Annotated in this window: 18 protein-coding genes; 4 read left to right on the top strand and 14 right to left on the bottom strand. The window is 45.6% G+C overall.

Annotation, left to right across the window (positions count from 1 at the left end; genetic code table 11):
- Positions 1 to 13: 13 nt before the first annotated feature.
- The gene (locus R7R24_RS18345) at positions 14 to 1,390 is read right to left on the bottom strand and encodes a PhoH family protein (RefSeq protein ID WP_005381133.1); all 1,377 of its coding nucleotides are present in this window, start codon (positions 1,388 to 1,390) and stop codon (positions 14 to 16) included.
- 561 nt (positions 1,391 to 1,951) lie between these two features.
- On the opposite strand from R7R24_RS18345, the gene rapA reads away from it, so the two are divergent.
- The gene (rapA, locus tag R7R24_RS18340; protein WP_005381132.1) at positions 1,952 to 4,861 is read left to right on the top strand and encodes an RNA polymerase-associated protein RapA; all 2,910 of its coding nucleotides are present in this window, start codon (positions 1,952 to 1,954) and stop codon (positions 4,859 to 4,861) included.
- Between the two features lie 108 nt (positions 4,862 to 4,969).
- Here rapA and R7R24_RS18335 read toward each other — a convergent pair whose 3' ends face one another.
- Entirely contained in the window at positions 4,970 to 6,235 is a 1,266-nt protein-coding gene (locus R7R24_RS18335) for an NRAMP family divalent metal transporter (protein WP_005381130.1), read from the bottom strand.
- Between the two features lie 342 nt (positions 6,236 to 6,577).
- On the opposite strand from R7R24_RS18335, the gene R7R24_RS18330 reads away from it, so the two are divergent.
- Together R7R24_RS18330 and R7R24_RS18325 are read left to right on the top strand one after the other, a co-directional pair.
- Complete coding sequence (locus R7R24_RS18330; RefSeq protein ID WP_053303451.1) at positions 6,578 to 7,330, top strand: pseudouridine synthase; 753 nt, start codon at positions 6,578 to 6,580, stop codon at positions 7,328 to 7,330.
- A 102-nt stretch (positions 7,331 to 7,432) separates the two neighbouring features.
- A complete protein-coding gene (locus tag R7R24_RS18325) occupies positions 7,433 to 8,395 on the top strand; it encodes a D-2-hydroxyacid dehydrogenase (protein WP_191116192.1) in 963 nt (320 codons plus the stop codon).
- Positions 8,396 to 8,483: 88 nt separating this feature from the next.
- Here R7R24_RS18325 and yjgA read toward each other — a convergent pair whose 3' ends face one another.
- Positions 8,484 to 9,011, bottom strand: coding sequence for a ribosome biogenesis factor YjgA (yjgA, locus tag R7R24_RS18320; RefSeq protein WP_005381124.1), 528 nt, complete (start codon positions 9,009 to 9,011; stop codon positions 8,484 to 8,486).
- A 110-nt stretch (positions 9,012 to 9,121) separates the two neighbouring features.
- On the opposite strand from yjgA, the gene pmbA reads away from it, so the two are divergent.
- Positions 9,122 to 10,465, top strand: coding sequence for a metalloprotease PmbA (pmbA, locus tag R7R24_RS18315; RefSeq protein WP_054577139.1), 1,344 nt, complete (start codon positions 9,122 to 9,124; stop codon positions 10,463 to 10,465).
- Between the two features lie 64 nt (positions 10,466 to 10,529).
- Here pmbA and mgtE read toward each other — a convergent pair whose 3' ends face one another.
- The 11 genes from mgtE to R7R24_RS18260 all read right to left on the bottom strand — a co-directional run bounded on the left by mgtE (position 10,530) and on the right by R7R24_RS18260 (position 19,292).
- Positions 10,530 to 11,888: a magnesium transporter gene (gene mgtE, locus R7R24_RS18310; RefSeq protein ID WP_005381121.1), complete on the bottom strand. Its 1,359-nt coding sequence runs from the start codon at positions 11,886 to 11,888 to the stop codon at positions 10,530 to 10,532.
- A gap of 148 nt (positions 11,889 to 12,036) precedes the next feature.
- Entirely contained in the window at positions 12,037 to 12,312 is a 276-nt protein-coding gene (locus R7R24_RS18305) for an HPr family phosphocarrier protein (RefSeq protein WP_213883817.1), read from the bottom strand.
- 2 nt (positions 12,313 to 12,314) lie between these two features.
- A complete protein-coding gene (gene rapZ / locus R7R24_RS18300; protein ID WP_005381118.1) occupies positions 12,315 to 13,178 on the bottom strand; it encodes an RNase adapter RapZ in 864 nt (287 codons plus the stop codon).
- A 14-nt stretch (positions 13,179 to 13,192) separates the two neighbouring features.
- Positions 13,193 to 13,639 carry a PTS IIA-like nitrogen regulatory protein PtsN gene (ptsN, locus tag R7R24_RS18295; protein ID WP_005381116.1) on the bottom strand — a complete coding sequence of 149 codons (447 nt, stop codon included), beginning with the start codon at positions 13,637 to 13,639 and terminating at the stop codon, positions 13,193 to 13,195.
- Positions 13,640 to 13,641: 2 nt separating this feature from the next.
- Positions 13,642 to 13,929, bottom strand: coding sequence for a ribosome hibernation promoting factor (hpf, locus tag R7R24_RS18290; protein ID WP_005381114.1), 288 nt, complete (start codon positions 13,927 to 13,929; stop codon positions 13,642 to 13,644).
- Positions 13,930 to 13,953: 24 nt separating this feature from the next.
- The gene (locus R7R24_RS18285) at positions 13,954 to 15,423 is read right to left on the bottom strand and encodes an RNA polymerase factor sigma-54 (protein WP_005381112.1); all 1,470 of its coding nucleotides are present in this window, start codon (positions 15,421 to 15,423) and stop codon (positions 13,954 to 13,956) included.
- 50 nt (positions 15,424 to 15,473) lie between these two features.
- Positions 15,474 to 16,199, bottom strand: a complete 726-nt coding sequence (gene lptB, locus R7R24_RS18280) for an LPS export ABC transporter ATP-binding protein (protein ID WP_005381111.1) — start codon at positions 16,197 to 16,199, stop codon at positions 15,474 to 15,476.
- Position 16,200: 1 nt separating this feature from the next.
- Complete coding sequence (gene lptA / locus R7R24_RS18275) at positions 16,201 to 16,695, bottom strand: lipopolysaccharide transport periplasmic protein LptA (RefSeq protein WP_005381109.1); 495 nt, start codon at positions 16,693 to 16,695, stop codon at positions 16,201 to 16,203.
- Positions 16,676 to 17,239 carry an LPS export ABC transporter periplasmic protein LptC gene (lptC, locus tag R7R24_RS18270; RefSeq protein WP_005381106.1) on the bottom strand — a complete coding sequence of 188 codons (564 nt, stop codon included), beginning with the start codon at positions 17,237 to 17,239 and terminating at the stop codon, positions 16,676 to 16,678. The genes lptA and lptC overlap by 20 nt, the downstream gene beginning before the upstream one ends.
- Before the next feature lie 86 nt (positions 17,240 to 17,325).
- Positions 17,326 to 18,297 (bottom strand): arabinose-5-phosphate isomerase KdsD, encoded by a 972-nt coding sequence (gene kdsD, locus R7R24_RS18265; RefSeq protein WP_005381104.1) that lies wholly within the window; start codon positions 18,295 to 18,297, stop codon positions 17,326 to 17,328.
- Positions 18,298 to 18,326: 29 nt separating this feature from the next.
- Positions 18,327 to 19,292, bottom strand: coding sequence for a calcium/sodium antiporter (locus R7R24_RS18260; RefSeq protein ID WP_005381102.1), 966 nt, complete (start codon positions 19,290 to 19,292; stop codon positions 18,327 to 18,329).
- Between the last annotated feature and the right edge of the window lie 67 nt (positions 19,293 to 19,359).

The following is a 19,359-nucleotide window of genomic DNA, read 5'->3' as shown; positions in this document are numbered from 1 at the left end:
GAGTCGGTGTCAATTACAGGTTTTCTTCAGCAAATTCCGCCAAGCGGCTACGAACCACACCGTTGAGGTGAATATTTGCGCTGCCTTCAAAGTTCTTGAAGCGCTCAACCATGTACGTCAATCCTGATGTCACTGGGGTGAGGTAATGAGAGTCAATCTGCGCCAAGTTACCGGAGCAGACGATTTTGGTTCCTTCGCCACAGCGGGTAATGATGGTTTTGATTTGTGATGCAGTGAGGTTTTGACACTCATCAAGCAGTACAAACGCATTTTGAATCGAACGGCCACGCATAAAGTTGATCGATTTAAATTGAATGTTGGCTTTATCGCAGATGTACTTCAATGAGCCTTCAGTGCAGTGATCGTGTTTATGTAGTGCTTCCAAGGTATCGGTCACCGCCGCTAACCACGGCATCATTTTCTCCTCTTCGGAGCCGGGTAAGAAGCCGATGGATTCACCGATATCTGGCGTGTTACGTGTTACGATAATTTTATCGAACATGCTTTTTTCAATGGTTTGCTCCAATGCTGCTGCCATTGCCAGTAATGTCTTACCACTACCCGCTGCACCCGTTAGAATCACCAAGTCAATTTCTGGATCGAGTAAGGCATCTAACGCCATTCCCTGGTAGATATTTTTAGGTGTGATGTCCCAAGCCTTACGATGCATTAGACGTTCGCGGCTCAGGTCGAGAAGCGTTAGCTTGTCTTCATTGATGGTTTCTACGCGACCAGCAAAGTCACTGTCTTCATCAATAACGTATTGGTTGATAAAGGTTGGGTCGAAGGGTTCGCGACTGAGTTTGTGGTAAGTTTTTCCGCCCAGTGCATAGCTTTCTACTTCCTCAATACCGCTCCAGAAATCACCTTCACGCAATTGAAAGCCTTTGGTTAGGTATTGAATGTCGTCAATCAGTTGGTCGGTTCTATAGTCCTCAACAAAGCGTACACCAGCCCCTTTGGCTCGCAGACGCATGTTGATGTCTTTCGTGATCAGTACCACTTCACGTGGTGCACGTTTATTTTGCAGATAAAGCACCGCGTTGAGAATACGGTTGTCACCGGCCTTGTCGGCGAAGGCTTTGACGGTTTCCTGCAGTTCAAAATCCGCCAAAATGGAAATGGTACCTTGGTCGGGGTTGTCTTTAGAAACAGGAATACCTTCAGAGATTTCATCTGGCGTTGCTTCTTTAAACAAATCTTCCAAGGTGCGAATAGCTACGCGCGCATCTCTTGCAACGTCGCGCTTGCTGTCTTTGATTCGGTCGAGTTCTTCCAACACGGTCATGGGGATAACGACATCGTGTTCTTGGAAAGAGAAGATGGCAAAGGGTTCATGAAGAAGAATGTTGGTATCGAGTACAAACAGTTTCCGATCGGTATCGCCCATAGCGTCTCCTTGCCGTAGTACGGCTCTGCATGCGAGTTGTTAGGTCGTTTCCAAATAGGTGTGAAGTGACCTAACTCTGATTGCTTGCAATAGAGGTTGTCGGGCTGATGTCGGCTAGTGTGCAACCGAGTAGCAAGACAACTTACTGCAAACCCGTGTTGATCCTAATCGTGTACTAACGCGCTTAAATCATATGCAATGGTTTTAAACGCCCCTCATTAGAAGTATACGTAATATTTACGTTCTACAACTTAATAATTGGCATGAGTATTTTACAATTTGATTGCATTTAGAGTTTGGGAAAAAAAGTTTCTGCTTGGTGCGGTTTCGGCGTGACCTAAATCACAGCTTCAAGTAAGATTAGCGACCTTTTTCTGCGTATAGGCTACGTCCGATTTATCATGTTGAGCTGGCTTAAAAAATACTCAGTTCATACTGAAATGACGAATGCTATCGGCATAGCAGAAGCCAGAATCAGATCTAAACTATTATCCATGCCCACGGGCATGAGTAGACCAACAAGAAACACGAATCAAGAACTAATAACGAGGTAGTCAATTCATGACATTTGCTTTGGGGCAGCGCTGGATTAGCGATACGGAAAGCGATTTAGGTTTAGGTACCGTTGTAGCAATGGATGCTCGTACTGTGACATTGATGTTTGCAGCGTCAGAGGAAAACCGAGTTTACGCACGTAACGATGCACCTGTTACCCGAGTCACCTTTAATGTTGGGGATGTCATCGATTGCCAAGAAGGTTGGTCTCTAAAAGTAGAAGAAGTACTGGAAGATGAAGGTCTTTACACCTATTTCGGTACTCGTGAAGACACGCAAGAAACCGCTGTTGTTCTGCGTGAGATTTTCCTTAGCAACCAAATTCGTTTTAACAAACCTCAAGATAAGTTGTACGCCGGTCAAATCGACCGTATGGACAACTTTGTTCTGCGTTACCGTGCGCTAACCAACCAGTTTGAGCAGCATAAGAGCCCAATGCGTGGCCTATGTGGTATGCGTGCAGGTTTGATCCCTCATCAGCTTTACATCGCGCACGAAGTTGGCCGTCGTCACGCGCCACGCGTCTTGTTGGCGGATGAGGTAGGTTTGGGTAAAACCATCGAAGCGGGCATGATCATCCACCAACAAGTTCTGTCTGGTCGTGCCGAACGCATTTTGATTGTGGTGCCTGAAACACTGCAGCATCAATGGCTGGTTGAGATGATGCGTCGTTTCAATCTGCATTTCTCTATCTTTGACGAAGAGCGCTGTATCGAAGCGTTTGCGGATGCAGAAAACCCATTTGATACTCAGCAATATGTGCTGTGTTCTTTGGATTTCCTACGCAAGAGCCGCAAGCGTTTTGAACAAGCACTGGAAGGTGAATGGGACCTACTGGTTGTCGATGAAGCGCATCACCTTGAATGGAGCCAAGATAAACCGAGCCGTGAATACCAAGTGGTAGAAGGCTTGGCTGAACGTACTCCAGGTGTGTTGCTACTGACTGCAACGCCAGAGCAGCTTGGTCGTGAGAGTCACTTTGCTCGTCTGCGTTTGTTGGATCCAGACCGCTTCTATGATTACGAAGCATTCGTTGAGGAAGAAGAGCAATACGCACCCGTAGCAGATGCGATTACTTCACTCTTTTCCGGTGAAAAGCTACCTAATGAAGCAAAAAACCAGATCACTGAGTTGTTGTCTGAACAAGACGTAGAACCACTTTTCCGCATTATCGAAAGTGAAGCGGACGAAGAAGCTAAAGCGTCGGCACGCCAAGAGCTGATCGATAACTTGATGGATCGTCATGGTACAGGGCGTGTTCTGTTCCGTAACACGCGCGCGGCCATCAAAGGCTTCCCTAAGCGTAACGTGCATCTGATGCCAATGGATATTCCACCGCAATACACTACATCAATGCGTGTTGCTGGGATGATTGGCGGTAAGATGAGTTCTGAAGCACGTGCGATGAAGAACCTTTACCCGGAAGAAATTTTCCAAGAATTTGAAGGCGATGACGCGAGCTGGTGGCAGTTTGACTCGCGTGTGAATTGGTTGCTTGAAAAAGTAAAAGAGAAGCGCAGCGAGAAAATCCTCGTGATTGCTTCTCGTGCGAGTACCGCACTGCAATTGGAGCAAGCACTGCGTGAGCGTGAAGGTATCCGCGCCACCGTTTTCCACGAAGGTATGTCGATTCTTGAACGTGACAAAGCGGCGGCTTACTTTGCGCAAGAAGAAGGTGGAGCACAAGTTCTTATCTGTAGCGAAATCGGCTCTGAAGGTCGTAACTTCCAGTTTGCCAACCAACTTGTCATGTTCGACTTGCCATTCAACCCAGACTTGCTTGAGCAACGTATTGGTCGTTTGGACCGTATCGGTCAAAATCGCGATATCGACATTCATGTTCCTTACCTGAAAGGCACATCGCAAGCGATCCTAGCACGTTGGTTCGATGAAGGCCTGAACGCTTTTGCGGAAACCTGCCCAACAGGCCGTGCTGTTTACGATAAGTACTCCGATGATCTGATTGAAATTCTTGCCTCTGGTGATACCAGCACGCTAGATGAGATCATTGAAGCGTCAGCAAAAATGAATAAAGAGCTGAAATCCCAATTGGAGCAAGGCCGTGATCGCCTATTAGAAATGCATTCAAATGGCGGGGAAAAAGCACAACAAATCGTTGAGAAAATTGAATCAACTGACGGCGATACCAATCTGGTCACCTTCGCACTTTCTCTTTTTGACACGATTGGCTTGAATCAAGACGATAAAGGTGAAAACGCCCTGATTGTGACCCCATCTGAGCACATGATGGTGCCAAGCTATCCAGGTCTGCCATACGAAGGAGCGACGATCACGTTTGATCGTGATACGGCTTTATCTCGTGAAGATATGCACTTTATCAGTTGGGAACACCCAATGATCCAGGGTGGTATCGATCTTCTTATGAGTGAAGGGGTGGGGACGTCTGCGGTATCTCTATTGAAAAACAAAGCGTTACCAGTCGGGACTATTCTTCTTGAGTTGATTTACGCGGTAGATGCGCAAGCGCCAAAACGCAGTGGTATCGCGCGCTTCTTACCGAAAACGCCAATCCGTTTAATGATGGACTCGCGTGGTAATGATTTGTCTGCTCAAGTGGAGTTTGAAAGCTTTAACCGCCAGCTCAGCCCTGTAAACCGTCACTTAGGTAGCAAGTTGGTTACGTCGGTACAGAAAGACGTACACCGCTTAATTGAAGCCGGTGATGTTCTTATTGAAGAGAAGGTCGAAGAAGTACGCAAACAAGCTCATCAAGATATGCAGCACAGTTTGAATGCAGAGCTTGAGCGTTTGCAAGCACTGAAAGCGGTGAACCCAAATATTCGTGACGAAGAAATTGAAGCTATCGACGCACAAATTAAAGAGCTTACTGGTTATATCAACCAAGCTCAGGTTCAGCTCGACTCGCTGCGTTTGATTGTGGTGAGCCACAACTAAGTAAGTATTTATTGCTCATTAAAAAAGGTCTTCAGTTGAAGACCTTTTTCTTTATTTACGGTTTAGTTTCTTTATGCGGAATGCATTAATCACTGATAGCTATCTCATTTACATCAACCACTTCCACCAGATAAATACAGCCAAGAAGCCAAACAAGTAAATCAGGCCTGCAATCGACAACCACTTTAGTTTAGGTCCAACAGCCAAAGGCTCCGGTAACTCAGTTTTGCTCACTAAGGTGTAATTTAGCAGAGCAAAGAATGGCGTGGTCATAAAGGCGAGAATCATCGCAAAGTTCAGCATAGGCAATAACGCAGAAGCCCAGAAAACCACAATACCTAATGCAAGTAAGGAGACTACCAGCATGATCGCTGAAGTGGTTTTAGGGTTAGTGTCTGGTTGTGAGCGCAGTAGGCGTTGAGAATCCGAAATAACGCGCGAATAGCCATCAATAACGGTAATCGTGCTGCCAAAGATACAGAAAAACGCAATTACCGCGATTAAGTAACGAGACCATTCGCCAATCGTTGCCGCATATAAGCCAACCAATTGGTGGGAGAAGCCAACGCCAGAGCTTTCAAGCGCAACGCCAGAACCATAAAGCATCAAAGAGCCTAGCGATACAAAGATAATGGCAAGAAACGCCGTGCCAATATAACCGACATTAAAGTCAAATAGAGCAGAGCGGTATGTTACTTCTTGCTGGCTTGATTGGCGTTTTAGCCATGCTGAGGTTAAACAGGAGATCTCTATCGGTGCAGGCATCCACCCCATTGTCACAACGATAAAACCAATAGCCGCAATAGACCAAGGTGACGGCGGCTCGAAGTTGGCCACTTGTTCAACAGGGTTACCAAAGGCGATAGAAACAGCGAGTAAAGTCGCGATGGTTAACACCGACATGATCACTTTAGATAGCGTATCGAGCGCTTTGTAATGGCCAGCAAATAATATGATCAGGCAGGTGACAATCACAATGATGCTGAGTGATGCCATTGATAGTGAAAACGGAATGAAGTAGCCCAGCAAGCTAGCGCTAAACATCAACAAAGCGGCGGTATTGATGACGGCCGATACCACGCTCAGAAATAGAAATAGCCATAGATAAGGCCGACCTAATTTCGCGTAGCCCTCAACCAAGGTCAGCCCTGTCCCCATGGTGTACTGTACGCCCGCTCGGAAAAAAGGGTATTTAAACAGGTTTACGAGCAGAATCAGTGCAGCCAATTGCCAACCATAAATCGCACCAGCCTTGGTTGATGCCACGAGGTGAGAGCCACCGACCGCAGCAGATGCCATTAATATGCCGGGGCCTAGCGAACGAAAAAATAAGGAAAGTTTGGATTGGGGTTTATCTATAACGGCGGAGTCCATTGCTTATTGTCCTTTTTATCTTATGTATCTTTCTAAAGAGATACATACCGCAGTACATGACAAGCTGAGCGATCGCCCTATACTGCGCAACGGTAATGTCTTTTAAATGCTGTGTTTTGATGTATTTATTTTAAGTATTCTTTGCGAATATCATGCTGTGTGCATCTAGCACTCTATTCAGTTATGCGTCTTGTTGTCAAACTAAATTTACAACGTGCTATTTTTAGTTTTTATGCTAAAGGATTGACTTTGTTTTATTGGGTTGAACTTTTCTTCAGAATCCTGCATCTGGGTGCTATTTGGGTATATAATCGCGGCGTTTTTATTTTGTAGAGATCTCCCATGGCAATGCTTGAATATACCCCTCCCACCGACCCTTGGGTTGATATCGTTTTTGAGGATGACGACATTCTGGCAGTGAATAAGCCATCAGGGCTGCTGTCTGTCCCTGGTCGCCTTGCAGAGCATTACGACAGCATGTGGAGCCGCCTCAAAGAGTTGCATCCAGAAATTCAAGTTGTGCATCGCTTGGATATGTCGACATCAGGGTTGATGTTGCTGGCGAAAAACAAACCCGCGGAGCGAGCATTAAAAAAGCAGTTCCAATATCGCCTCACTCACAAGGTGTATTACGCACGTGTTTGGGGGCATGTTGAGTCGCAAGAAGGGAATATTGATCTTCCATTAAATTGTGATTGGCCAAATCGTCCACGACAAAAAGTATGTTTTGACGACGGCAAACCATCTCAAACTTTATTCCAAGTAGTGAAGCGTGAAGTGCACCCTGATGGCACCCATACGACCGTTGTGCGGTTACTCCCCATTACTGGTCGATCGCATCAGTTACGCGTGCATTTGATGGCGATTGGTCATGCGATTGTGGGTGATGAGTTTTATGCAAGCGAAGAGGCGTATCAGTTTTCAGAACGTTTAGAGTTGCACGCTGCGGAGCTAAGTTTTTATCATCCAGCTACGGATCAGCTGAGCAGTATTTTTGTACCCTGTGACTTTTATTCTGAAGCCGAGGCGATGATCTTTAACTATTTTTCGCCAGAGCGTACATTGCCTGATTATAAAACGTTGCCACACCCTTAATGCCAATTGCACTAACAGCGGTTCTTTCTAGTTCGCTATTTTTGGCTATTTCGTTACTGTGGTTGATGTATCCTGTCTTTCAGCCGTGAACAAGGAGTTGTTATGTCTTTGCCAAGCATCGTATTTTTAGATCGAGCGACCATCCCAGAACATATTGAGATCCCACGACCTAGCTTTCCGCACCACTGGCGTGAGTACGACCTAACTGCGCCTGGGCAGGTAATAGAAAGGTTAGCCGATGCCGATATCGTGATTAGCAATAAAGTCCTGCTTGACCAACATGTATTAGAGCAACTACCAAAATTACGGATGATCGCGGTTGCCGCAACTGGTTTTAACAACGTCGATGTGAACTACTGTGCTAATCATGATATTGCGGTTGCTAATGTACGTGGTTACGCGACGCGTTCGGTGCCCGAGCATGTGATGGCAATGTTATTCGCTTTAAGACGGAATTTATTTGGGTACCACCAAGATATTGCCGCAGGTGAGTGGCAGCGTAACCAGCAGTTTTGTTTTTTTACGCACCCAATCGGGGATATTGGTGGTAGCACGTTAGGTGTTGTTGGTAGCGGGGCGCTAGGGCAAGCGACGGCGAATCTGGCTCAAGCGTTAGGAATGACCGTGTTGTTTTCTGAGCGTAAAGGGGCGGCAGAATGTCGGTCTGGTTATGTGCCGTTTGAGGAAGTATTAAAACGCTCCGATGCGCTGACCTTGCATTGCCCGCTCAACGATCATACTCAGAATTTAATTGGTCAAGCAGAGTTGCAACAAATGAAGTCCAACGCCATTTTGATTAATACAGGGCGTGGAGGTTTGGTGGATGAGAGCGCACTGGTGGATGCCTTAAAACAGCAAGAAATTGCAGCGGCTGGTTTTGATGTTTTTACACAAGAACCGGCTGATGAGAGCAATCCGCTGATTGCCAATATGAGTTTACCTAATTTGTTACTGACACCGCATGTTGCATGGGGCAGCGACTCATCTATCCAACGTTTAGCGGAAATCTTGATTGAGAACATTAACGCTTTCGAGCGCGGAGACCGCGTTAATCGCTTAGTGTAACTCTGACAGTAAAACCAAAGATAAAAAAGCAGACATTGACGTCTGCTTTTTGCGTTTAAATCGAATGCTCATTGCTTGAGCCGTCGAATTAAAACTCTTCTTCGTTTAGACCTTTAAGGATCTGAAAGATTTCGCGGTACGCTTTTGCTGGTTTCCCAGCTTTTTTCTCTTTCGCTGCTTGGCGAGCAAGTTGGCGTAGACGCTGACGATCCGCTTCTGGGTACATTTCCATTACGTCATCAATGGCTTTGTCACCTTCTTCCACTACGCGATCACGCAACGCTTCAAGTTTGTGGAATACCGCCGTTAATTGAGAGTGCTTATTACGAATTTTATCCAGTGCGGCTTGGATTGGCTCTGGATCTTCGTAACGCATCAATTTACCGATACGTTGTAATTGGCGACGACGCGCTTCATTTTTAAAGCGTTGCGCGTCAGCAATTGCTTCTCGCAAATCTTCGCTCAATGGAAACTTTTCTAGAACTGAAGGTTTGAGGCCGACAAGCTCCTCACCTAGCTTTTGCAGTTCTTCCATGTCTCGCTTCATCTCGGATTTACTTACCCAGATGATCTCTTCTTCTGGTTCCCATGGCGCTTTTTGATTCTTACGTGCCATTTCAGTTGCCTGTGTTTTGATTAATATTATGACTATTTTAACAAGAATCATGGGGAGAAAGCGAAATTCTTGTTATCCTATTGTTCATCAAAGACAAGATGTGAAAGACAATGGATATTAAACAGCAGGTTGCTGAGCAACGTACCGAGCTAGAGCAAGCCGTCGCAAGAGCTTTAAAGCTTGCATCGGCAAAATCTGACGCCGCCGAAGTCGCAATTACTAAAAGCACTGGTTTAAGTGTTTCAACTCGTATGGGTGAAGTAGAAAATGTCGAGTTCAACAGCGATGGTGCGCTGGGCATTACCGTTTACCGAGGTCAACGCAAAGGCAGTGCTTCCACGTCTGATTTAAGTGAAGCTGCAATCGAGCAAACCGTTATAGCGGCGCTAGATATTGCACATTACACATCTGAAGACCCATTTGCAGGCCCTGCAGCAAAAGAATACATGGTGCAAGAGATCCCTGAGCTTGATCTTTTCCACCCTGACGCACCCGATCCAGACTATGCTGCCAATGTGGCGATTGCAGCAGAAAAAGAGGCGCTAAGTTATAACAATGCAATCAAGCAAAGTGATGGCGCGAGTTATGATAGTCATTACGGCGTGAAAGTGTATGGCAATAGCCATGGCTTATTAGCTAGTTATGCGTCTAGCCGCCATAGTACTAGCTGTTGTGTAATTGGCGTTGGTCAAAACGGCGAGATGGAACGTGATTACAGCTACACCGTGGCACGTCATCGTGATGACTTATGGACCCCAGAAACGGTGGGTCGTAAGGCGGCAGAGAATACGGTTAACCGCTTAGATGCGCAGCGTCTAAAAACTGGTCAATACCCAATCATGTTTGCGGCTGATGTTGCGACAGGCTTGATTGGCCATCTCGTTATGGCGATCAGCGGTGGTAACCTGTACCGAAAATCTTCTTTCTTACTTGACCATCTAGGCAAACAAGTGCTTCCTGAATGGTTCAATATCTCAGAACGTCCGCATGTATTGCGTGGTTTGGCATCAAGTCCATTCGATAGTGAAGGTGTGTACACTCAAGACCGTGAGATCATTACCGACGGTGTGCTAGCAACTTATCTGTTAACCAGTTATGCCGCACGTAAAATGAAGATGACGCCGACAGGTCACGCTGGTGGGATTCATAACTGGTACGTGAAGTCGACAGGCCAAAACTTCGAACAAATGCTTAAAGAGCTCGGTACTGGTCTTCTAGTGACAGAAGTCATGGGACAAGGTGTGAACGTGGTAACGGGTGATTACTCTCGCGGTGCCGCAGGCTTCTGGGTTGAGAATGGCGAGATCCAATACCCAGTATCAGAAATTACCATCGCAGGTAATCTAAAAGACATGTTCACCAAGATTGTGGCGGTTGGTAGTGATATTGAAACGCGCTCACAAATCCAAACGGGCTCTATCCTACTGGATACCATGAAAGTGGCGGGTGAATAAGCTTTTCTAGCAATTCAGAATCAAAAAAGCCTGATGTGTTCATCAGGCTTTTTCGTTTTTTCTGTTAGGTAATCAGTATTGTGGCAAGCCCTAAGAAGACAGATAAACCAATCACATCCGTCACCGTTGTTAATGCCATACCACCAGCTAAAGCAGGATCGATGTTCATTTTTTTCAATAGGATTGGAATCGTTACTCCTGCAATACCTGCGACCAATAAGTTGGTCAGCATGGCGGCGGAAATGATTCCTCCGAGCATCCAGTTACCTTTCCAAGCAACAACAATACCACCAATAATCAGCGCCCACATGATACCGTTGAGTAAGCCGATCGAGGCTTCTTTCATTAACAGTTCACGTTTGTTTGAGTCACCGATATGACCAAGAGCAAGACCACGAATCACTAGTGCGACGGTTTGGTTACCAGCGACACCACCCATGGACGGAACAATCGTCATCAATACCGCAATAGCCGCCATTTGATCTAATGTGGCCTCAAACATATTAGAAACGGAAGCAGCAGCAAGGGCGGCTAATACGTTAGCGCCAAGCCAGATACTGCGTTTGCGAGCTGATTTTACAACAGGCGCGAAAGTATCTTCGTCATCGTCCATACCCGCCATACTCATCATCGAGTGTTCCGCGTCTTCACGAATAACGTCAACCACGTCATCGATGGTGATACGACCGACCAAATGCAAGTTTTCATCAACAACAGGTGCAGATACCCAATTACGGCGTTCGAACAGACTCGCAACATCTGAGTCGCTAGTATCGACGGTGATGGCCTCGTCCGCGTCTTCCATTACATCAATGATTTTTACGTCTGGCTGAGTGGTAATAAGCGTCGTGATCGGCAGTTCACCGATGAGCTTACTCTCTTCATCGATCACATACAGGGCATCCGTAGCTTCTGGAAGCTCGCCTTTCATACGTAGATAACGCAAAACTACGTCCACATCTACGTCACCACGAATTGTGATGACGTCGGTGTTCATCAGTCCACCCGCGGTGTCTTCTGGGTAGGATAGGGCGGTTTCCACCCGTAGACGGTCAGAGGAGTCCATTTGCGACAGGACTTCGCGTGACAGGTTGTCAGGCAAGCTACGCAGTACGTAAGCCACGTCATCGGTATCCATGCCTTCTGTCGCTTCTGCAAGCGCTTCTGGTGCCATTTTGGATACGAGGCTGTCTTTGACGTCTTCGTTCAGCTCGTCAAGGATTTCACCATAATCTTCAGGGTCGGTGAGTTGCCAAAGAACTTCACGGCTCTTCCGTGGGGAGGCTTCTAAAAGGTGAGCGATATCCTCAGGTTCCATGTCCTGTAATTGACGACGAACATGGACGAAGCGGCCATTTTCTAGCGCTTCTGTGACTTCTTGGAGGGCTTGGTGAGCTTGGTCGAATTCAATTTGCTCTGCCATTCATTCCTCCCAATTCCTGATATTTACAATGCGTTGAATAATAACTTAATTCTAGGCGCCTTTTAATAACAACTTATGATACTAAGCAAATTTATTTATTAGGTCAGGGAAGAGAAAGATAATGGGAGGTAAGAAAAAAGCGAGTAAACTACTCGCCTTCATCAAATTTATCTTCGATCAAGTGGCAAACGGCATCCAGTGCTTCTTCCGCTTGCCCACCCGTTGCGTGGATCGTAACGTATTGCCCTTGAGAGGACTCTAGCATTAACAGGCCCATTACGCTGTCTGCTGTGGCGGTTTTGTCTTCTTCATTGTCGATGGTGATGACCGCTTCAAAGCTCTGTGCCAGTTCGACCAGTTTGACTGCTGCACGAGCATGTAAGCCAAGGCGGTTTTGAATCAATACTTTACGACTTAACTCCACGGCTACTCCTTAGCGTTTTTCTCTAGTGAGGTATGGCGAATTTGTACTTGGTGTCCTTTGTTGGCGAAGTATTCACCGATTTGCTGAGTTAAGTACACCGAGCGGTGCTTACCACCAGTACAACCGATTGCAACGGTCAGGTAGCTGCGGTTGTTTTTCTCAAGCAGAGGTAACCAATTCTCTATAAAGCTTTCAATTTGATATTTCAAACTTAACACCGATTGGTGTTGCTCTAAAAATGCGGCGATAGGAGCATCCAAACCTGTAAGTGGGCGTAGTGCTGGTTCCCAATGTGGGTTAGGTAAGAAGCGAACGTCAAATACGTAATCGGCATCGGAAGGCAGGCCGTATTTAAAACCAAAAGACTCAAATACCATAACGAGCCCTTTGCGATCTCTGCCTTCAACGCGCATACGCACGGTTTCACTCAATTCATGCAAAGACTGCCCACTACTATTTAGGACCAGATCTGCATGCGCTTTGAGTGGCGTCAAAATTTGCTTCTCACGCTCGATGGCTTGATCGAGCGAGAGGGAGGTGCCACCTAAAGATAACGGGTGAATTCGGCGTGTTTCGCTGTAGCGTTTGAGTAGCGTTTCTTTATTAGCGTCCAAGAAAAGCACGGTCACATCAAGCTCAGTTTTTAACTGTTCTAGTGTACTCGTCAGTTCTTTTAGCTTTTTAGGAATATTACGAATATCAATGCTGACTGCAACATTCTGTTTGCTGTCAGCAACAGAATGAACAAATGCGTCCAGCAAGTTAACTGGCAGGTTATCAACACAGTAGTAACCTAAGTCTTCCAGTACACGAAGCGCAATACTTTTACCGGCACCTGAGTGCCCGCTAACAACGATTAGTCGCATGGAGTTAGTCCTGCTTATTGGTGAATCATGATGTCGTAAAGTTCTTCATCACTCTGAGCATTACGCAGTAGTTTTAATACTTGCTTATCGCTCAGACGTTCTGCCATAGAGGATAGAGTCTTGAGGTGCTCTTTGCACTGTTCTTCTGGTACAAGGAGCGCAAAAAGAAGATCGACAGGTCGATTGTCAATCGCATCAAATTCGATTGCTTCATCACATTGTAGTAAGACAGCAATGGCCTTGTCGCTTGATTGCATTCTCGCGTGAGGGATCGCAATACCGTTTCCGATACCGGTACTGCCCATTTTTTCTCTATTGAGCATGCATTCGAACAGCTCGGTAGAATCTTGGCCCGTTTGATCAGCCACGATACGGCTGATCATTTCAAGGGCGCGTTTTTTACTCGTGCAGTGGACCGCACTTTTGGTGCAGTCCAATGACAGTATTTCGCTCAGTTGCATGATTAATGACTGTTTAGTTTTTCTTTGTGCTTATTAAGTTGGCGAACCAATTTATCTACCAGCGAATCGATCGCGGCATACATATTTTCGTCATCGGCTGATGCGTGGATTTCGCCTTGATTTATATGAAGCGTAGCTTCCGCGATTTGAGTAATTTTTTCAACTTTTAGTACAACATGCACTTGATTGATATGGTCGAAGAACCTTTCGAGCTTCTGAAACTTAGAATTTACATAGTCTTGCATTGAATCGGTAAGATCAACGTGATGGCCTTGAATATTGATTTGCATAGACTTTCCTTTTCAGTTAGTGCCTTATAATAGGCGTTTACGCTGACTTGAAGGGGCAATTCCCAAGGATTCGCGATATTTGGCTATCGTACGTCTTGCGACCTGAATCCCTTGGTCAGCCAGAAGAGCAGCAATCTTGCTATCACTCAGTGGTTTGGCAGTATTCTCTGCTGCGACCAGTTTTTTAATGAGTGCACGAATTGCTGTTGACGAACATTCTCCGCCGTTGTCAGTACTAACATGGCTAGAGAAGAAGTACTTCAATTCAAAAATACCACGTGGTGTATGCATAAATTTTTGCGTTGTTACACGAGAAATCGTGGATTCATGCATGTCCACAGCCAAAGCGACATCATTGAGTACCATTGGCTTCATGGCTTCCTCACCATACTCGAAGAAATCTTGTTGATGTTCAACAATACATCTTGCAACTTTGAGTAGCGTCTCGTTTCTACTCTCTAAGCTCTTAATTAACCATTTTGCCTCTTGCAAATTGCTGCGGATGTACTGGCTATCTGCGCTATTACCTTTGCCTAATTGAGCATATTGTTGATTTACTTTTAATTTTGGCACGCTATCCGGGTTTATAGAAACGGTCCATTTGCCATTGTCTTTAAAAACGGATACGTCTGGAATTACGTACTCGGTATCATCAGGAGTGATGCGACTACCTGGACGAGGATCTAACTGTTGGATAAGCTTTAAGACTTCACGCAGATCGGCTTCTTTCAGCTTAGTCTCTTTGATGACGAGCTTGTAGTCACGGTTGCCTAGGTGATCAATATGATCCGCAAGTATCATTTTGGCTTCAGCAAGCCATGGCGTGTCTTCTGGGAAGGTCGTCAGTTGCAGTAACAAACATTCTTGTAAGTTACGCGATGCAACGCCAAGAGGATCGAATTGTTGAATGCGTTTACGAACAGCTTCTACTTCATCTAACTCTATCTCTTCATTATCGAAGCTCTCATGAATCTCTTCAGGCGACAAAGTTAAATAGCCGTAGTCGTCAACAGCGTCAATAATCGCTAATGCAATCGTGCGGTCGGTTTCACTGAATGGTGTTAGGTCAAGCTGCCACATGAGGTAATCATGTAATGATTCAGTGGTTTCGCCCTGGTAGACGGGCATATCATCATCAAGAGCTAAGCCAGTGCTACCAGTATTCGCGCTGTAGACGTCATCCCAAGTCGTGTCGATTTCAAGTTCAGAGCTAATTTCTGATTTCTCTATCACATCGGAGCTATCTGGAACGTCAATTTCTGTTGGTTCGCTAGCACTGTTGCTATCAGCAGCCTCGACCGCTGACTTATCTTCACCGTTTGCTAGAGGCTCGTCTTGGCCTTCTTCAACTTCCAATAATGGGTTTGAGTCCAACGCTTCTTGGATTTCTTGTTGAAGATCGAGTGTCGACAATTGCAATAAGCGAATCGCTTGCTGCAACTGTGGCGTCATGGCTAACTGCTGACCTAGCTTGAGTTGTAATGAAGGTTTCATTCAGTGTTACTTACCTTGTAATGCTCAGAATCTTACCGTTCCTAATATAATCATAGACGGAATTGTTCGCCGAGATAAACTTGTTTCACCTGTTCATTATTGAGAACTTCTGCCGGAGTTCCCGATGCAATTAGGTGCCCTTGGCTCACGATATAGGCTTTTTCACATACGTCCAGTGTTTCACGTACATTATGGTCAGTGATTAACACTCCGAGACCACGATCGCGCAGATGCTCAATGATTTTCTTGATGTCATTAACCGAAATTGGGTCAACACCAGCGAAAGGTTCATCCAATAAAATGAACTGAGGGTTGGCCGCTAAAGCTCGAGCGATTTCCACCCTGCGTCGCTCACCCCCTGATAGTGCCATACCAGCACTGGTTCTGATGTGCTGGATGTGGAATTCTTCCAACAAATCTTCCAGTTTATCTTGGCGCTCTTCCCTCGTCATTTCTTGACGAGTTTCAAGTACGGCCATGATGTTATCTTCTACTGAAAGCTTACGGAAAATCGACGCTTCTTGCGGAAGATAGCCAATGCCAAGTCGTGAACGGCTATGCATCGGCAAAATACTGATGTCATTGTCGTCAATGGTAATGGTGCCTTCATCGCGAGGTACTAAGCCGACAATCATGTAAAACGAGGTGGTTTTACCCGCACCGTTTGGACCGAGTAGCCCAACAATCTGACCAGATTCAACTTCTAAGCTAACATCAGTGACGACTTTGCGTTTTTTGTAGCTTTTCGCCAAGTTTTTCGCACTCAGTACTGCCATATTAGTTCTCTATCTGATTGGGTTGCAAAATGGTCGTAACGCGCTCTTCCTTAGAGCTATCTGCGACTAGCTTTTGTTTACCAATTTGGTAACGAATCGAAGAACCTTTGATGGTGTTGTTGTCTTGTGCCAGCTGCGCTTGACCTTTCATGGTCAGTTCGTCTGTAGAAATACGGTAATCCAACTCCGTAGCTTGACCACTAAGTGTTTTACCATCGTCCATCAGCTGAGAAAACTTCGCAGGTTTACCAAATGCTTGAATCTGTTTAATTGCTTCGGTTTTAGGATCGCGAGTTACCACGATTCTATCAGCATCGATATTGATGCTCCCTTGCTTAAGAGATACATCGCCTTCAAAAACAACCTGGTTACTCTTCATATCAACCTGTTGGGTGTCAGAGTTTATGTAAACCGGCTGTTGAGTATCCGACTTGAGTGCCAGCGCTTGAGGCGCCGCCAATACCAGTGCCAGTAGGCTAAGGTGTAACGGTTTCATATCGACCTTGAACTTCATCTGTCAGAGTCGCAGTATGCTGTTTTAAGTTGCCTTGCATTGCGCCTCCAGTAGTTTCAAATTGTGGTCCAACCAACATCACTTGTTGGTCAGCTTTAAAATCACGATTGGTTAGATTAATGACCAATTTGTCTGTTGCCATGGTATCAAAACTCGCACCAGGCAGAAGATTTTGCATTAAGACTTTGTCATATAAAGTCAAAACTTGGTCTTCATCTAACACTGCTCTTGTGGCAGTCACCTTCCATTCAATGACGCTACCTTCACGGTAAACCATCAAAGTCGGGTTATTAAAAATAGTATCTCCACTCTTAGCATAATGGTCTAAGTTAGTGGAGCGAATGATGTAACTGCGGACACCATCTTCACCGTAGGTGATGTTTTCTAATCCAGAACCACTGAACATGGGCAGTTCAGAATCTGGTGCTACTTGAATTGCGTCGTTGCCTTTAGGGGTTAGTAGGTAATAACCGCACCACGCTACAACGAAGATCAAGAGCAAATAAATAAGGCGAGTAAAACTCATATAATGAAGGCCTATCGTTTAGCTCAGTACTTCCCTGACCATTGCCTTTATTCGTCTAATAAATGATTTAAATGTTTGTGCTGATATTACATCACGCCAGCTTTTAGTAAATCGTGCATGTTCAGTGCACCCACAATTTTTTCGTCTTTACATAAAATCAGAGCGTTAATGTTTTTATTCTGCATCAAGTTCAAACCTTCAACCGCCAGCATATCAGGGTGTGCTGTGGTTGGGTTTGTCGTCATGACCTCGCCAATTGCCGTCGTATGAATATCGATACGCTTGTCTAAGGTACGACGTAAATCACCATCGGTGAATATACCAAGCATAGCATCGTGCTCATCGACGATGGCTGTCATGCCTAACCCCTTTTCTGAAATTTCAAGCAGGGCATCGCGAATTAATGCGTCAGGAGAAACTTTAGGTAACGCTTCTCCAAAGTGCATAATATCAGACAACTTAAGTAGCAGTTTTCTCCCCAGTGCACCACCTGGGTGAGATAGGGCAAAATCTTCGGCAGAAAAACCACGAGCTTGAAGCAGAGCTACGGCTAATGCATCTCCCATCACTAATGTGGCAGTCGTACTGCTAGTTGGCGCCAGGCCTAACGGACAAGCTTCTTGAGGTACCGTAATTTGCAGGTGTAAGTCAGACAGCTTGGCCATATTTGATTCTGGCTTACCTGTCATGCTGATGATCTTAATATTCAGGCGCTTTAATACTGGAAATAGAGACAGAATTTCGTTTGATTCACCAGAGTTAGAAATTGCCAGCACAATGTCACCAGGGCTAATCATACCCAAGTCACCATGTGCGGCTTCGCCTGGATGAACGAAAAACGCCGAAGTCCCAGTGCTTGCCAGAGTGGCGGCAATCTTGTTACCAATATGGCCTGACTTGCCAATACCCATAACGACAACTTTGCCGTTGTTGGAAAGGATAAGTTCACACGCTTTTTCAAATTGATCATCAAAGTAGGTATCTAGCTCTTGCAGAGCAGCAACTTCGATATCAAGAACTTGTTTAGCAGCAGCGCGAAAATCAAATTGATTGGACATATCAGATCTCTACTTATTGATCGTGGTAATTAAGCGGTCATGTTTGCGAATAAGTACACTTGGTAACCTAAGAAGCACACAAACAAGATGGCACCTTCAATACGGTTAATACTGCGTGATTTACCCAAACACATCGCGACAAGTAACAATGAAACGCCTAACATGACCCAGAAGTCACGTCCCATCGCGTACTCACTGAGCACCGATGGATTAATGATGCCAGGAATCCCCATTACCGCCAGAATGTTAAACACATTCGAACCGATAATGTTACCGACAGCCATGTCGTCTTCACCCTTTAAAACTCCCGCAAGTGATGCGGCCAGTTCAGGCAGGCTAGTGCCAATGGCGATAATAGTTAGACCGATAACAAGGTCGCTCATACCAAAGTGTTTAGCAATAATTACCGCGTTATCAACCAGCATGCTGGCTGCCAAAGGAAGCAGTATCAAGCCAATAACCACCCACATGATTGCTTTAGGGTTACTGACGCCTTCAGGGATCTCTGACTCTTGGTCATCAAGAAAAACATCACCTGATTTTTGCTCTTTGCGGCTGATTTGCAACATAGCAAATAAAAATGCCCCAAAGAGTACAAACAATAAGACACCCTCATAAAAACCGAGATGGCTATTCCAAAGCAGAATACCAGCGAGTACGGTTACGGCTATCATGAGTGGAAGTTCTCGGCGGATGACGGCGGAGCTAATCGACAAAGGCTTGATCAGCGCTGTAATACCTAGGATTAACGCAATGTTCGCTATGTTTGAGCCTAATACGTTACCCACCGCTGTATCTGTTTTGCCATCCCAAGCAGCGGTTGCAGATACCATCATCTCAGGGGCGGATGAGCCCATCGCGAGGATTGTCATGCCGATGACAAGCGGGGAAATACCGACGTTGCGGGCTATCGCTGCAGAGCCAAAAACAAGTTTATCTGCACTCCAAACAAGCAAAACAAGACCGACTATAAGCAACGCAACGGCTTCGAGCATGAGAATTCCTAAGTATTAAATAAGTAAAATGAATAACCGCTAATTTTGACCTTTTGCGGCCTAAAAT

It is taken from the genome of Vibrio sp. 704 (genome assembly GCF_033339295.1).
Note: the sequence above shows the minus strand (reverse complement) of the source record. Positions and strands in the feature narration are given on the sequence as shown.

Coding starts and splice junctions, on each gene's coding strand:
- R7R24_RS18345 (WP_005381133.1), bottom strand. CDS start 1,390: ATGGGCGATACCGATCGGAAACTGTTTGTACTCGATACCAACATTCTT.
- rapA (WP_005381132.1), top strand. CDS start 1,952: ATGACATTTGCTTTGGGGCAGCGCTGGATTAGCGATACGGAAAGCGAT.
- R7R24_RS18335 (WP_005381130.1), bottom strand. CDS start 6,235: ATGGACTCCGCCGTTATAGATAAACCCCAATCCAAACTTTCCTTATTT.
- R7R24_RS18330 (WP_053303451.1), top strand. CDS start 6,578: ATGGCAATGCTTGAATATACCCCTCCCACCGACCCTTGGGTTGATATC.
- R7R24_RS18325 (WP_191116192.1), top strand. CDS start 7,433: ATGTCTTTGCCAAGCATCGTATTTTTAGATCGAGCGACCATCCCAGAA.
- yjgA (WP_005381124.1), bottom strand. CDS start 9,011: ATGGCACGTAAGAATCAAAAAGCGCCATGGGAACCAGAAGAAGAGATC.
- pmbA (WP_054577139.1), top strand. CDS start 9,122: ATGGATATTAAACAGCAGGTTGCTGAGCAACGTACCGAGCTAGAGCAA.
- mgtE (WP_005381121.1), bottom strand. CDS start 11,888: ATGGCAGAGCAAATTGAATTCGACCAAGCTCACCAAGCCCTCCAAGAA.
- rapZ (WP_005381118.1), bottom strand. CDS start 13,178: ATGCGACTAATCGTTGTTAGCGGGCACTCAGGTGCCGGTAAAAGTATT.
- ptsN (WP_005381116.1), bottom strand. CDS start 13,639: ATGCAACTGAGCGAAATACTGTCATTGGACTGCACCAAAAGTGCGGTC.
- hpf (WP_005381114.1), bottom strand. CDS start 13,929: ATGCAAATCAATATTCAAGGCCATCACGTTGATCTTACCGATTCAATG.
- R7R24_RS18285 (WP_005381112.1), bottom strand. CDS start 15,423: ATGAAACCTTCATTACAACTCAAGCTAGGTCAGCAGTTAGCCATGACG.
- lptB (WP_005381111.1), bottom strand. CDS start 16,199: ATGGCAGTACTGAGTGCGAAAAACTTGGCGAAAAGCTACAAAAAACGC.
- lptA (WP_005381109.1), bottom strand. CDS start 16,695: ATGAAACCGTTACACCTTAGCCTACTGGCACTGGTATTGGCGGCGCCT.
- lptC (WP_005381106.1), bottom strand. CDS start 17,239: ATGAGTTTTACTCGCCTTATTTATTTGCTCTTGATCTTCGTTGTAGCG.
- kdsD (WP_005381104.1), bottom strand. CDS start 18,297: ATGTCCAATCAATTTGATTTTCGCGCTGCTGCTAAACAAGTTCTTGAT.
- R7R24_RS18260 (WP_005381102.1), bottom strand. CDS start 19,292: ATGCTCGAAGCCGTTGCGTTGCTTATAGTCGGTCTTGTTTTGCTTGTT.